Annotated in this window: 15 protein-coding genes; 3 read left to right on the top strand and 12 right to left on the bottom strand. The window is 68.6% G+C overall.

Annotation, left to right across the window (positions count from 1 at the left end):
• Positions 1-17: 17 nt before the first annotated feature.
• Both AC07O8_RS00505 and hemE read right to left on the bottom strand, forming a co-directional pair.
• On the bottom strand, positions 18-2141 hold the full coding sequence (locus AC07O8_RS00505; protein WP_495046182.1) for a primosomal protein N': 2124 nt from the start codon (positions 2139-2141) through the stop codon (positions 18-20).
• 408 nt (positions 2142-2549) lie between these two features.
• Positions 2550-3644, bottom strand: a complete 1095-nt coding sequence (gene hemE / locus AC07O8_RS00510) for a uroporphyrinogen decarboxylase (RefSeq protein ID WP_495046183.1) — start codon at positions 3642-3644, stop codon at positions 2550-2552.
• 95 nt (positions 3645-3739) lie between these two features.
• Between hemE and AC07O8_RS00515 the strand changes: the two genes are divergently transcribed.
• Genes AC07O8_RS00515 through AC07O8_RS00525 form a run of 3 tightly spaced genes read left to right on the top strand, consistent with a single transcriptional unit; the run spans position 3740 to position 5959 of the window.
• Positions 3740-4435 (top strand): LemA family protein, encoded by a 696-nt coding sequence (locus AC07O8_RS00515; protein WP_495046184.1) that lies wholly within the window; start codon positions 3740-3742, stop codon positions 4433-4435.
• A gap of 10 nt (positions 4436-4445) precedes the next feature.
• Positions 4446-5411, top strand: coding sequence for a TPM domain-containing protein (locus tag AC07O8_RS00520; RefSeq protein WP_495046185.1), 966 nt, complete (start codon positions 4446-4448; stop codon positions 5409-5411).
• The gene (locus tag AC07O8_RS00525; RefSeq protein WP_495046186.1) at positions 5411-5959 is read left to right on the top strand and encodes a TPM domain-containing protein; all 549 of its coding nucleotides are present in this window, start codon (positions 5411-5413) and stop codon (positions 5957-5959) included. The genes AC07O8_RS00520 and AC07O8_RS00525 overlap by 1 nt, the downstream gene beginning before the upstream one ends.
• A gap of 216 nt (positions 5960-6175) precedes the next feature.
• On the opposite strand, the gene ppk2 is transcribed toward AC07O8_RS00525, so the two are convergent.
• From ppk2 to atpG, 10 genes are all read right to left on the bottom strand, one after another.
• Positions 6176-7048, bottom strand: coding sequence for a polyphosphate kinase 2 (ppk2, locus tag AC07O8_RS00530; protein ID WP_495046187.1), 873 nt, complete (start codon positions 7046-7048; stop codon positions 6176-6178).
• An 80-nt stretch (positions 7049-7128) separates the two neighbouring features.
• Positions 7129-7698 carry a hypothetical protein gene (locus AC07O8_RS00535; RefSeq protein ID WP_495046188.1) on the bottom strand — a complete coding sequence of 190 codons (570 nt, stop codon included), beginning with the start codon at positions 7696-7698 and terminating at the stop codon, positions 7129-7131.
• Positions 7699-7734: 36 nt separating this feature from the next.
• A complete protein-coding gene (locus AC07O8_RS00540) occupies positions 7735-8247 on the bottom strand; it encodes a hypothetical protein (RefSeq protein WP_495046189.1) in 513 nt (170 codons plus the stop codon).
• A 134-nt stretch (positions 8248-8381) separates the two neighbouring features.
• On the bottom strand, positions 8382-9227 hold the full coding sequence (locus tag AC07O8_RS00545) for a D-hexose-6-phosphate mutarotase (protein WP_495046190.1): 846 nt from the start codon (positions 9225-9227) through the stop codon (positions 8382-8384).
• A 94-nt stretch (positions 9228-9321) separates the two neighbouring features.
• The gene (locus AC07O8_RS00550; protein WP_495046191.1) at positions 9322-9984 is read right to left on the bottom strand and encodes a DUF799 domain-containing protein; all 663 of its coding nucleotides are present in this window, start codon (positions 9982-9984) and stop codon (positions 9322-9324) included.
• 20 nt (positions 9985-10004) lie between these two features.
• Complete coding sequence (locus AC07O8_RS00555; protein ID WP_495046192.1) at positions 10005-10421, bottom strand: DUF4810 domain-containing protein; 417 nt, start codon at positions 10419-10421, stop codon at positions 10005-10007.
• Between the two features lie 14 nt (positions 10422-10435).
• On the bottom strand, positions 10436-11125 hold the full coding sequence (locus tag AC07O8_RS00560) for a CsgG/HfaB family protein (RefSeq protein ID WP_495046193.1): 690 nt from the start codon (positions 11123-11125) through the stop codon (positions 10436-10438).
• A 210-nt stretch (positions 11126-11335) separates the two neighbouring features.
• Positions 11336-11752 (bottom strand): F0F1 ATP synthase subunit epsilon, encoded by a 417-nt coding sequence (locus tag AC07O8_RS00565; protein WP_088405913.1) that lies wholly within the window; start codon positions 11750-11752, stop codon positions 11336-11338.
• A gap of 81 nt (positions 11753-11833) precedes the next feature.
• Positions 11834-13246 (bottom strand): F0F1 ATP synthase subunit beta, encoded by a 1413-nt coding sequence (atpD, locus tag AC07O8_RS00570; protein ID WP_495046194.1) that lies wholly within the window; start codon positions 13244-13246, stop codon positions 11834-11836.
• 48 nt (positions 13247-13294) lie between these two features.
• Complete coding sequence (gene atpG, locus AC07O8_RS00575; protein ID WP_297530792.1) at positions 13295-14170, bottom strand: F0F1 ATP synthase subunit gamma; 876 nt, start codon at positions 14168-14170, stop codon at positions 13295-13297.
• Positions 14171-14179 lie beyond the last annotated feature (9 nt).

The raw sequence follows: 14179 nt of genomic DNA on the forward strand, positions 1-14179 counted from the left end.
GGCGGGCGCTCCGGGTCCTAGATCGCCAAGGGATCCACGTCCACGGCCCACCGCGTCAGGCCCTTCTGGCGGCGCTTGAGCGCGTGCAGCTCAGGCAGCCAGGCCCGCAGGAAACGCAGCAGCTGCGCACGGCTGCCGGCCTCGATCAGCATCTGGAACCGCTCGCTGTCGGCCACGCGCGCGATGGCCATCGGCACCGGGGGATACAGCAGCAGGCCGAGCGACAAGGGCAGCGCCTGCGCCGCCTCCTGCGCCGCGGTGAGGAAGTCGCGCGCGGCCTCGACGCTGCGGCCTTCCGCGCGCACCAGCGCCAGGTGCGAGAACGGCGGCAGGTTGGCCGTCATCCGCTCGTGCAGCTGACTGCCGGCGAAGGCTTCGAAGTCGTGTTTCAGCAGCGACTGGTAGAGCGCGTGCTCCGGATACCAGGTCTGGATCCACATCTCGCTGCGGGCCGCCTGGGCGGCGTCGCGCCCCGCGCGGCCGCCGGCCTGCATCAGCAGCGAGAAGAGCCGCTCCGGCGCGCGGAAATCGCTGCTGAACAACGCGCCGTCCGGGTTCACCGCGGCGACCAGGGTGATGCGGCGGAAATCGTGCCCCTTGGCGATCATCTGCGTGCCGACGAGGATGTCGACGTCGCCCTCGTGCACCGCCGCGAGCTGCGATTCGAGGCTGCCCTTGAGCCGGGTCGTGTCCGCATCGATGCGGGCCACGCGCGCGCCGGGCAGCGCCTGCGCCAGCTGCTCCTCCAGCCGCTCCGTGCCGCGCCCCAGCGGCGCCACGTCCGGGTTGCCGCAGGACGGGCAGGCGCGCGGCACGCGGGTCGTCACGCCGCAGTGGTGGCAGCGCAGCGTCCTATCCTCCTTGTGGAAGACCTGGTGCGCGCTGCAATGCGGGCAGTCGCTCTTCCAGTTGCACTGGTCGCAATGCAGCACCGGCGCATAGCCGCGGCGGTTCAGGAACACGAGGCTCTGCTCGCCGCGCTCCAGCCGCTTGCGCATCGCGTCCAGCAAGGGCACCGACAGCGCCGTCGTGACACCCTTCTTGCGTTCGAGCCGGTTCATGTCGAAGAGCCGTACCCGCGGCAGCGCGCCGCCGCCGATGCGCTCCGTGAGGTCGATGCGCCGGTAACGCCCGCCGAGCGCGTGTTGCCAGCTCTCCAGCGACGGCGTCGCGGAACCGAGCACCACGGGCACCTTCTCCAGGTGACCGCGATAGACCGCCAGATCGCGCGCCGAGTAGCGCGCACCGTCCTGCTGCTTGTAGGAGGGGTCGTGCTCCTCGTCGACGACGATCAGCCCCAGACGGGGCAAGGATGCGAAGACCGCCAGCCGCGTGCCCAGCACCAGTTGCGCGCGGCCCAGGTGCGCGGCGAGCCAATGGCGCAGCCGCTGCGCCGGGGTCAGCGCGCTGTGCAGCGAGACGATGGAACGGCCGGCGAAGCGTTCGGCGAAGCGCGCCTCGAGCTGCGGCGTCAGGTTGATCTCGGGCACCAGCACGAGCACCTGCTGGCCGCGTTCGAGCGCGGCTTCGGCCGCGCGCAGATAGATCTCGGTCTTGCCGCTGCCAGTCAGGCCCCAGAGCAACGCGGGCTGCGGCGCCTCGCGGCTGGACTGCTCGGCCAGCGCGTCCAGCGCCGACTGCTGCTGCGCGGTCAGCGCGGGGCGCTCGGGCACGGGGGTCGGCGTCTCCGCGTCCCCCTCGGTCGCCACCACGGCGGCCTTCGCCGCCTCCGCATCCGCCTTGTCGAGCTTCTTCAGCCGGGCCTGCAGCTGCTTGGCATCGAGGTCCCGCAGCTGCGGTGGCAGCACCGCCAACGCCAGCTCGCCGATGCTGCGCTGGTAGTAGCCCGCCGCGAACTCGACCAGTCTGCGCCAGCGGTCGGACAGCGGCGGCAGCGCATCGAGCGCCTCGCCGACGGGACGCAACTCGGATTCCGGCAACTGGTCCTGCTCGGGCAAGTCCTGGCCCTCGGCCGGGTCGTCCCACACCAGGCCCATCACGTCGCGACGACCCAGCGTTACATGCACCAGCGTCCCGGGGGTCAAGTCTTGCGGGCCGAGGTAGTCCAGCGGCCCGGTCAGCCCGCTGTGCTGAGGCGCCTCCACGGCCACCCGCACGCGACGCAATGAGGACTCGCTCATCCTGATCACCGCGCCACGCCGAGGTCAGCGGATGTCGGTGGGGCCGGAATGGGGCTGGGGGGTCCTGGAGGGATCCCCCCTGCCCCGTGGAGAGCCCGCGCTTGGCCGCTCGCATGCTGCGGCTCCGCGTCCCTCGAGGCCTCCATCAGCCATGAGGAAAGCGCGCCAAGTGCCTGATTTCCAAGGGTGTTCACAACGGGGTCGAAAGCCTGTGGATAACTTTGTGGGAAACGCCCCGGCTTTTCAGGGGCCGCCGGGATTGCCGCCGCGGAGCCTCGTCGGCGTCAAATCCTGGGGAAACGCGACGCTCCCTTTGAAATCAACGACTTACGCTCCCATCGGGGAAAGCCCTAGCTGCGATGCCCGGCATGTGCTGCGTTTCGGTGACATGCACGGATTTGGGGATAACTACGCCGAGGCCTTGCGCAGTGTGCGCGAATGCTGATGCACTTCGTCGACCAGTTCGGCAACGCTTTCCGGCGGCGTGAACTGGCTGATGCCGTGGCCCAGGTTGAACACGTGCCCGCCCCAGCCGCCGTCCGCGCGCTGCGGCGCGCCGAAGCTGTCGAGCACCGCGCGCGCCTGCTCGCGCACCGCGGCCGGCGGTGCGAACAACACGTTCGGATCAAGGTTGCCCTGCAGCGCGACGCGGTCCTGCACCTGCGCCCGCGCGCGGCCGAGGTTCACCGTCCAGTCCAGGCCGACGACGTCGGCACCGGCGGTGGCGATCTCGTCCAGCCACAGCCCGCCGCCCTTGGTGAACAGGAGCTTGGGAATGCGGCGGCCCTCGTGTTCCCCCTTGAGCTGCGACAGCACGCGGCGCGAGTACGCCAGGCTGAACTGCTGGAACTGGCCGTCGGCCAGCACGCCGCCCCAGGAGTCGAAGACCATCACGGCTTGCGCGCCGGCTTCGATCTGTGCGTTGAGGTAGGCGGCGACCGCATCGGCGTTGATGGCCAGGATGCGGTGCATCAGGTCGGGACGCGCGTACAGGAGGCTCTTGACGTGGCGGTAGTCGTCAGAGCCGCCGCCCTCGACCATGTAGCAGGCCAGCGTCCACGGGCTGCCGGAGAAGCCGATCAGCGGCACGCGCCCGTTCAGCGCGCCGCGGATCGACGTCACCGCGTCGAAGACGTAGCGCAGCTTGTCCATGTCGGGCACGGCCAGCGCGTTCACCGCGGCCTCGTCGCGGACGACCTTCTCGAACTTCGGGCCCTCGCCCTGCGCGAACGACAGGCCCAGGCCCATCGCGTCGGGCACGGTCAGGATGTCGCTGAACAGGATCGCCGCATCGAGCGGATAGCGCTCCAGCGGTTGGAGGGTGACCTCCGTCGCGTAGTCCCTGTTGGTGGCGAGCCCCATGAAGCTGCCGGCCTTGGCGCGCGTGTCGCGGTACTCGGGCAGGTAGCGGCCCGCCTGGCGCATCAGCCAGACGGGCGTGTACTCGGTGGGTTCGCGCAGGCAGGCGCGCAGGAAGACGTCGTTCTGAAGGGGGGCGCTCATGGGGAGGGGATTATGCTCGGGCCCCTGCCCTTGAATTCCGCGGCCCGGCACACGATATGCCGGTGCGCACAAGGAGCAATCAGGAGGAACCGCAGATGACTTCGACCCCGTCCCGCCCGCTCACCACCGTTCGCGCGTCGCTGCGCGCCACCGCGGCCGCCGCGCTGATCGTCGGCGCGCCGATGGCGCTGACCGGCTGCGGCTACAACGAGTTCCAGAGCCTGGACGAACAGGTCAACGCCAGCTGGTCCGAGGTGCTCAGCCAGTACCAGCGCCGCAGCGACCTGATCCCGAACATCGTCAACACGGTCAAGGGCGAGGCCAACTTCGAGCAGGACACCTTGACCAAGGTCGTCGAGGCCCGCGCCAAGGCCACCAGCATCCAGGTCACGCCCGAACTGGCGCGCGATCCGGCCGCGCTGCAGAAGTTCCAGGCCGCGCAGGGCGAGCTCTCCGGCGCGCTGAGCCGGCTGATGGTCGTCAGCGAACGCTATCCGCAGCTGCAGGCCAACCAGGGCTTCCGCGACCTGCGCGTGCAGCTGGAGGGCACCGAGAACCGCATCACCGTCGCCCGCAACCGCTACATCAAGTCGGTGCAGGAGTACAACGTGCTGACCCGCCGCTTCCCGTCCAACCTGACGGCGAAGATCTTCGGTTACGAGACCAAGCCCAACTTCACCGTGCAGAACGAGGCCGCGATCTCCGCGCCGCCGACGGTGAGCTTCGACAAGCCGGCCGCGCCGGCCACGACGCCGGCACCGGCCCCGGCCGCCTCGCCCGCGTCGAACTGAGGCCCCGCGCATGCGGGCGGTTCGATTCCTGGCCCTTGTCCTTTTCGGCCTGCTGATGAGCGTGGGCCTGCTGCCGCGGGCGCGCGCGCAGGACGTCCAGCCGATACCGCCGCTCAGCGGCCGGGTGATCGACCAGACCGGGACCTTGAACGCCGCGCAGCGCGAGGCGCTCGATGCGAAGCTCGCCGCCTTCGAGCGCGAGGCCGGTCCGCAGATCGTCGTGCTGATGGTGCGCACGACCGCGCCGGAGGACATCGCCGCCTTCGCGCAGCGCCTCGGCGACCAGTGGAAGATCGGCCGGCGCGATGTCGGCGACGGGCTGCTGATCATCGTCGCGAAGGACGACCGGCGCATCAACATCCAGACCGCGAAGGCGCTCGAGGGCGCGGTGCCCGACCTCGCCGCCCGGCAGATCATCGAGCGCGACATCACGCCGGCGTTCAAGGCCGGCGATTACGCCGGCGGACTGAACCGCGCGATCGACGCGCTGCAGGCGCGCATCCGCGGCGAGCACCTGCCGGCGCCGACGCAGCGGCCCGCGAAGTCCGGCGGCGGCCACAACATCGACATCGGCGAGATCGCCATGATCGCGTTCCTCGGCGTGCCGCTGGTGGGCGCGGTGCTGACCTCGATCTTCGGCCGCAAGATCGGCAGCCTGTTCACCGGCGTCGGCGCGGGGGCCGTCGGCTGGACGCTGAGCAACAGCCTGCTGCTGGGAGCCGGCGCGGCCGTCGCGTCGCTGATCCTGGTCGGCGTGCTCGGCATCGGCGCGGCGCGACGACGCAGCGCGAGCCCTTCCTCCGGCGGCTACCGGCGCAGCGCGCATGGGTCGGGCGGCATCGTGCCGCCGATCATCTGGGGCGCCGGTGGTGGCAGTGGCGGCGGCAGCTGGGGCGGCGGCAGCAGCGACGGCGGCGGCTTCTCGTCCGGCGGCGGTGGCGACTTCGGCGGCGGCGGCGCTTCGGGAGACTGGTGATGGAACGACCGAGCGACCACGACGTCCGCCACACCGGTGACACGAGCCGGCTCGGGCGCTTCTTCCGCCACCGCTTCTGGGACGAGGCCGACGTGCGGCGGGTCCTGCCCGAGGCGGCGTTGGCACGCCTGTCAGCGCGCGTCACCGAGAGCGAGCTGAACCATGCCGGCGAGATCCGCCTGTGCGTGGAAGCCAGCCTGCCGATCAGCTACCTGTGGCGCGGGCTCACGGCGCGGCAGCGCGCGCTGGCGCTGTTCGGCAAGCTGCGCGTGTGGGACACGGAGCACAACAACGGCGTGCTCATCTATCTGCTGCTTGCGGAGCACGCGATCGAGATCGTCGCGGACCGCGGGCTGAACCAGCGCGTCAGCGCGGCGCAGTGGCAGCCCATCGTCGAGGGGCTGCGGCAGTCGCTGCGCGGCGGACAGTTCGAACAGGGACTGGTGGAGGCGATCCGTGCGGTCGAGGCGCTGCTGGCCAAGCACTTCCCGCCGGAAGCCGGCGCGATGCCGCGCAACGAGCTGCCTGACGCCGTCGTCGTGTTGTAGCGCTTTTTCTTTGACTGCCCAGGCCGCTGGCCCTCACCCCGGCCCTCTCCCGCAAGCGGGAGAGGGAGTGAGCATGCACCGAGCTGACCTCCTCACGGCGCCACCCTTCCCCCTTCCCTTCACTCTCCACCCTTCACCCTTCTTACTCCCTCTCCCGCTTGCGGGAGAGGGTCGGGGTGAGGGCCAGCGGCGGTGGCAGTGCGCAACCCTGCGATCTCAGAGGCTCTTGATCGGCTTGAGCTTCCAGCCAAAGCGCTCTTCCTTCAGCCCGCCGGCCACCGGCGGGAATTCAAGCGGCTTGGCCGGCAAGCTCACATCCGGCAGATGGTCCAGCAGATGCCGGATCAGCGTCAGCCGGCCGCGCCGCTGGTCGTTGAAGTCGACCAGCGTCCACGGCGCCTGCTTCGTGTGCGTGTGCTTGAGCATGCGGTCGCGCGCGCGGCCGTAGTCCTCGTAGTGCTGGCGGGCCTCGAGGTCGATGGGGGAGAGCTTCCACTGCTTGAGCGGATCTTCGGCGCGCTCGGCGAAGCGTTCTTCCTGAAGCTGCTGATCGACCGTCAGCCAGTACTTGAACAGCAGCAGGCCGTCGTCGACGAGCAGGCGCTCCAGGACGGGGGCCTGCTCCAGGAATTCGTCGGTCTGCTGCGGGGTGCAGAACCCCATCACCGCCTCCACGCCGGCGCGGTTGTACCAGCTGCGGTCGAAGAGCACGATCTCTCCCGCGGACGGCAGGTGCGTCATGTAGCGCTGGAAGTACCACTCGCCCTGTTCGCGCTCGCTGGGCTTGCCCAGCGCGACGGTGCGGCACTGGCGCGGGCTCAGCGTCTCGGAGATCGCGCTGATGACGCCGCCCTTGCCGGCGGTGTCGCGGCCCTCGACGATGACCAGCAGCCGCTTGCGCGTGTGCTGCAGCCAGCGTCCGAGGTTGTTGAGCTCGACCTGCATCGGCTGCAGGCGGTCCAGGTAGTCCGACTTCGAGAGCTTGCCGCTGTTTCCGGTCGACTTGCCGGATTTGCCGGACTTGCCGCCCGCGCCGGGCTTCCCAGCCTTGGCGGGCTTGCTGTCCTTGGACTTGCGGGTGTCGGACATGCGGACTCCTTCAACGATGGAGTCCGCAGCTTAGCGCCACGCGCAGCGATCACGACGGCGCCCACGCGGGCGCCGACCGATCACTTCGCCAGTTGCACGCCGGCAGCGGCGACCTTCAGCGCGACCAGGTCGTTGATCAGCTGCGTGATGTTGCTGCGGATCGCGCCTTCGTTGGCGAGCTTCAGCCGCTCGGTACCGATGAAGGCCGAGTTCCATTCCGCCGTGAAAGGCACGGCGACGTCACGCTCGAGCACGGTCTTGCCCGAGGCGCGGTCCACCAGCGTGTACTTCACCGTGGCGGTCACCGTCATGCTGGCGCCGAACAACGGCTGGTCCAGCTTCTGCAGGTTGGCCGTCAACGTGTACTTGCTGCCCTGGCGGTTCCCCGACAGCAGGCCGGCATCCTTCAGCGAGGCTTCCAGCGCGCGCTCGAAGTCGGCGCTCGACACGTTGGACACCCACAGCGGGTTGGTGTCCTTGCCGCCGGTCACGTCCTTGATGCCGATGTTCTCCTTGAGTTCGGACTGGGCCGCGGCCGTGCGGACCTGCAGCGAGCTGCTGACCTGCATCTGGTCGATGCGGGCGGGGCTCGCGCAGCCCACGAGCAGGACGGCGGCGGTCAGGGCGGCCGTCTTTGCGGCGCGATGCATGAGAGTCACGGGGTGCTTTCCTTTGAGGTTCAAGAATCAACGGACGGCGCTGGCGGCGCCTTCCAAGGGGATGGGCGCGGAAGCCGCGGGATCGGCAGCCGCCACCACGGCGAGCGCAGGCGTCGCGCCAGGCGCGGCCGATGGGGCGGGCTGGGCCGCCGCGGCCACCTTGTTGTCGGCGGCACACCGCTTCTGGATCAGCGTCTGCTGGACAGCGTCGTACTCGCCGCGCAGGCGGCCGTATTCGGCCTCCTGGGACTTGGTCCCGCCCAGCGCGAACAGCGCGGGCCAGAAGAGGATGAGGCCGACGCCCATCAAGGTCTTGTCGTTGGTGGCGGCCTGGTCGAGGCGGCCGCCGAGTTCGACATACCGCGCCTGCAGGCGCTGGGTCTCACCGGTCAGCTGTCCGCAGTCGTAGGACTGGTACTGGGCCGGCGACACGTAGGTCGCCGAGATGTCTTTCGACGCGGTGGAACAGCCGGCGACCAATGCGGCGGCGGTGAGCAACGCGGTCGCGCGAACGGCGACCACGCGAATGGAGCTTCGCATGCTTCCTCCCTGGAATCGGAATCGTTATGGCACTACGGGAACGATTCTTGCCCAGGGCGGTCAGCGCGCGATACGTGCGAACCCGGAATCTGGCGATCGACGCGACACCTTCCCCCACATTCGCGGGGGAGCGATCAGAGCAGCTCCAGCGTCTGCATCCCCGCCCAGGTCTCGCCCGGCGGCAGCTCGACGGGCTTGAGCACCTGCGCGGCCTCGACGCACAGCATCTGCTTCCAGCCGCCCTCCGGCATGTCGGCCAGGGCGTCGCCCTTCTCCTGGCCAGGATTCCAGACCACGGCGTCGGTGAAGCCCTGCTGGCGGATGGCGAGGCGGCGGTCGCCGTCGCGCAGGGTCAGGTCGTGCTTCGCGTCCTGGTAGATGCGGTCCGTCTCGCCGTCCAGGCGCAGCAGGTCCTCGTGCTGGGTGCCGGCGCGCTCGGCGGCCGAGTCCCAGTACGCCAGGCCGGACAGCCCCTGCACGGACGCCGACATGATCTGCGTCAGCCGCAGGTAGGTGTGCAGCGCGGCGGTGAAGGACAGCGGCGCTTCCCCCTTGTTCTCGCAGGCGAGCTCGATCTGCAGCACGCGGCCGGCGATGCGGATGCTGATCTCCGCCTCGAAGGCATGCGGCCACACCATGCGGGTGGCGTCGTCGTCGGTCAGGCGCAGGACGGCCAGCGCGTCTTCCTTGCCCGACTCGGCGCTGACCAGCTGCCAGGGCTTGCCGCGCGCGAAGCCGTGGCGCTGCAGCGGTCCACGGGTCGCGAACTGGGGAAAGATCACCGGCACGCCGCCGCGGATCGCCTGGCCGGTCACGAAGGCGCTCCGGGGGGACATGAAGAGCTGCTCGTCGGCGCCGGCGGGCACCCACGACACCAGGTGGGCGCCGTGCAGCAGCAGCGTCGCGCGGGCGCCGCCGGGCGCGCGGAGTTCAAGGGCTTCGAGGCCCTGGTGGCGGGTGATGGCGATCGGAGTGGTCATGCTCAAAAAGAAAAAACCCACCGGCGCGAACCGGTGGGTGGTCGACCCGCCGGCCGCTGAGGGCCGTCGGGTGCCGGGGTTCTTGACGAAGCCCTTAGTTTTTCACAACCGGACGCGCCCGCGGTCCGGGCAGCAGTCCGTTGGGGGCGGTGACCAGACGGTTGCCCGCCAGGCTCGCGATCTGGAAGCTGCGATCGGACAGGTTGGCGGCGATCTGGTCCACCACCGCCTTCACCAGCAGGCCGATCAGGCCGCCCTGGCTGTTGTTGTTCTGCTCGGCGCTGGACGCGGTCGCCTTGCCTTCCCAGAGCAGCGTGCCGGTGCGGAGGTCGATCAGCTTGGCCTGCATCTCGACGACGGTCTCGCTCGACAGCACCTTGTAGACCGAGCCGTACTGCTTCACGCCCACATACAGCGCCGCGTCGGCGCCGAAGATCTGGCGCAGCTTGACGGTGTCGATGTTGTGGGCGTCGGACGGCGTCGTGATGCCGTTGGTGCGCAGGGTCTCGTCGACCAGCGTCACCGGCAGCACGTAGTAGCCGGCTTCGCCCAGCGGCATCGACAGGTTGGACAGCACGCCGTAGGTGGCGTTCACGTCCGGCGTGTCATTCACCGGCGGCAGCACCAGCAGGGACGCCGGCTTGGCTTCCTTGAACGCGGTGTAGTCGTAGGGCTTGGGCGGCGCGGCGCAGGCGGTCAGCGCGGCCAGCACGGCCACGGCGCCCACGCGCTTGATCAGGGACATCAGGGTCGTCATGGTGTCTTTCTCCTGCACGCTCAGACGCCGCTCGCGGCCTTGGCGGGCGCGGCGGCCGCTGCGGCGGCGGTCTTCTCCGAGGGCTTCTTCAGCAGGAAGTCCACGTAGCCGGCGGACTCCGGGAACAGCGCGCGTTCGGCTTCCAGGTGCGCGCGGGCGGCGTCGTCGTTGCCGACCTTCGCGTACAGCAGCGCCAGGTGGCCGTGCAGGCCGGGGGGCGTCGCTTCGTTGGCCGCCTTGTTCTTGATCAGCTGCGATTCGAGCTGCGTGATCTGGTCGCCGGGCGTCGCGCCGTTGGTCTTGAAGTACTGGTAGACGCTGCTCTGGTAGCCGCTCCACTGGTACAGCGGCTTCTGCGGCGTGCCGCAGGCGGTCAGCAAGGCGGCCACGGCCGCGAGGGCGCTCACGCGGAGCGCGCGGGTCATGCGGATGCTCATGATCGGTCTCCGGTTCAGCGGGCGGCTTGCGGCTTCCAGGCGCCGCTGTCGATGCCGGCGACCATCGTGTTGACGGCCTCCTTGATGGCCAGGTCCAGGACCTTGCCGTTCAGCGTCGCGTCATAGCTCGCGGTGCTGCCGAAGCCGACGATCTCGCGGGTCGACAGTTCGTACTCGCCGGCGCCCTGCGCGGAGTACACGACTTCGGAGGTCTGGCTGTTGACGATGTTCAGCGTCACCTTGGCATAGGCGATCTGCTTCTTGCCGCGGCCCAGCACGCCGAAGAGCGCCTGGTCGCCGACTTCCTTGCGGCCGAACTCGGTCACCGAGCCGGTCACCAGGAAATCCGCGCCCTTGATGGCCAGGTTGCTGTTCTTGAACTTGGCTTCCTGCTGCGCCTCGTCGAGGTTGTCGCGGTCCAGCACGCTGAAGCGGTTGGTCTGCTGCAGGTGCGCCACGAGGATCGACTTCGACTGGTTGCCCAGGCGGTCGATGGCGTCGGCGAACATGCCGCGCATGAAGCTGGAGCGGTTCTCGAACTTGCCGACGGCGATCGGGGCGCGCTGACCCTGGTACTGGGCCGGCGGCGGCGTGGTGGCGCGCGGGACCTCGATGCTGCGGGACTGTTCGGTGGCGGCGCAGCCGACCAGGGCGGTCACGGCGAGCGCCAGCGAGGCGCGACGCGCCAGGACGTTGAATGACATGGGAACTCCCTCAAAAAGATGCCGGCTTGATGCCGGCTGCCTCTCCGGTTCGAACCGGATGTGAGCAGTGTGCGCCATCGCACAGAGGCGAATCGGCAACGCCGAAAGGAACATCGGCAGGAGTGCGAGTTTTTCGCAGTCCTGCCGATGCAGTGTGGTGTCCTCGCCGCACCGTGCGGCCGGTGCGACGTGGGGACTGGCCGGGTGGGCTCAGCGCTTGGCGCGGAACTTCCGCAGGGCCGCGATCTGCGCGGCCATCGCGGCGAACTCGCTTTGCGCCTTGGCGAAGTCGATGTCGCTCTTGGCGTTCTTCATCGCGTCCTCGGCGGCCTTCTTCGCGGCCTCGGCACGGGCCTCGTCGAGGTCCTTGCCGCGGATCGCGGTGTCGGCCAGCACGGTCACGACGTCGGGTTGCACTTCCAGCAGACCGCCGGCGACGAAGACGAACTCTTCATCGCCGTTGGGACGCTGGATGCGCACGGCGCCTGGCTTGATGCGGGTGATCAGCGGGGTGTGCTTGGGCAGGATGCCCAGCTCGCCGCCTTCGCCCGGCAGCGCCACGAATTTCGCCTCGCCCGAGAAGATCTGCTCTTCCGCCGAGACCACGTTCACGTGGAGGGTTGCCATTGCGTTTCCTTGATCGAGAAGTGAGAAGTCCGTTCGGAGATCGATGGAGCGCCGCTTTCACGGCGCGCCGTCGATGGCTCTTTACTGGATCTTCTTCGCCTTTTCGAAAGCTTCATCAATCGTGCCGACCATGTAGAAGGCCTGCTCGGGCAGGTGATCACACTCGCCGTTCACGATCATCTTGAAGCCGCGGATGGTTTCCTTCAGCGGGACGTACTTGCCGGGCGCGCCGGTGAACACTTCCGCGACGTGGAACGGCTGCGACAGGAAACGCTGGATCTTGCGGGCGCGGGCCACGGCCTGCTTGTCTTCCGGCGACAGCTCGTCCATGCCCAGGATCGCGATGATGTCGCGCAGTTCCTTGTAGCGCTGCAGCACCGACTGCACCGAACGCGTCACGTTGTAGTGCTCTTCGCCGATGACGTTCGGGTCGATCTGACGCGAGGTCGAGTCCAGCGGGTCCACGGCCGGGTAGATGCCCAGCGACGCGATGTCACGCGACAGCACGACGGTGGCGTCCAAGTGGGCGAAGGTCGTGGCGGGCGACGGGTCGGTCAGGTCGTCCGCAGGGACGTACACGGCCTGGATCGAGGTGATCGAGCCGACCTTGGTCGACGTGATCCGCTCTTGCAGGCGGCCCATTTCCTCGGCCAGCGTCGGCTGGTAGCCCACCGCGGACGGCATGCGACCCAGCAGCGCGGACACTTCGGTGCCGGCCAGCGTGTAGCGGTAGATGTTGTCCACGAAGAACAGCACGTCGCGGCCTTCGTCGCGGAAGGCCTCGGCCATCGTCAGGCCGGTCAGCGCGACGCGCAGACGGTTGCCCGGGGGCTCGTTCATCTGGCCGTAGACCATGGCGACCTTCGACTTGCTCAGGTCCTCCTGGTTCACGACGCCCGCGTCGGACATCTCGTGATAGAAGTCGTTGCCCTCGCGGGTACGCTCGCCGACACCCGCGAACACCGACAGACCCGAGTGAGCCTTGGCGATGTTGTTGATCAGCTCCATCATGTTGACGGTCTTGCCGACGCCGGCGCCGCCGAACAGGCCGACCTTGCCGCCCTTGGCGAACGGGCAGATCAGGTCGATGACCTTGATGCCGGTTTCCAGCAGCTCCTGCGACGGGCTCAGCTCGTCGTAGGCCGGGGCCTTGCGGTGGATGGCCGCGGTCTTCTCGCGCGACACGTCGCCGCGCTCGTCGATCGGGTTGCCCAGCACGTCCATGATGCGGCCCAGCGTGGGCTGGCCGACCGGGACCTGGATCATGTCGCCGGTGTTGTAGACCTCGCTGCCGCGGCGCAGGCCGTCGGACGAGCCCAGCGCGATGGTGCGCACCACGCCGTCGCCCAGCTGCTGCTGAACTTCCAGCGTCAGGGTCGTGCCTTCCATCTTGAGGGCGTCGAACACCTTCGGCATCTGGTCGCGCGGGAATTCCACGTCCACCACGGCGCCGATGCACTGAACGATCTTGCCCACCGATTGAGTGTTAGCCATTTTTTCGTTCCTTCAATTCAAATCTGTTGCCTGCGGTCGATCGCGAGATCAACCGCTGATGGCGGCGGCGCCGCTGACGATTTCCGACAGTTCCTTCGTGATCGCGGCCTGGCGGGTCTTGTTGTAGACCAGCTTCAGCTCACCGATCAGCGTGCCGGCGTTGTCGGTCGCGGCCTTCATGGCCACCATGCGCGCCGATTGCTCGGACGCCATGTTCTCGGCCACGGCCTGATAGACCAGGGCTTCGGTGTAGCGCACCAGCAGCTCGTTGATCACCGTCGGGGCGTCGGGCTCGTACAGGTAGTCCCATGCGTGACCCGCGGCATCCGTCTCCAGCGACTCGGCCGTCAGCGGCAGCAGCTGCTGCACCACCGGCTCCTGCTTCATCGTGTTGACGAAGCGCGTGTAGCAGAGATAGACCGCCGACAGCTTGCCGTCCGCATACGCGTCCAGCAGCGTCTTGACCGGGCCGACCAGCTTCTCGAGCTGGGGGCTGTCGCCGAGCTGCGTCGCATGCGCGACGACCTTGGCGCCGATCCGGTTCATGAAACCGAGACCCTTGTTGCCGATCGCCACCACTTCGGACTTCTGACCCGCGGACTCAACTTCCTTGAGCTTGCCGGTCGCCGCACGAAGCAGGTTGGTGTTCAGACCACCGCACAGACCCTTGTCCGTCGTGACCACCACGAAGCCCACCGACTTGGCGTCCGGATTCGCCACCATGAACGGGTGACGGTATTCCGGGTTGGCCTTCGAGAGATTGGCGGCGATGTTGCCGACCTTCTCCGCGTACGGACGGGCCGCGCGCATCCGATCCTGCGCCTTGCGCATTTTCGAAGCGGCGACCATCTCCATGGCCTTGGTGATCTTCTTGGTGTTCTCGACCGACTTGATCTTGCCGCGAATTTCCTTGCCTGCTGCCATGATTTCTCC

This window comes from Roseateles sp. GW821-FHT09G09 (genome assembly GCF_059415965.1).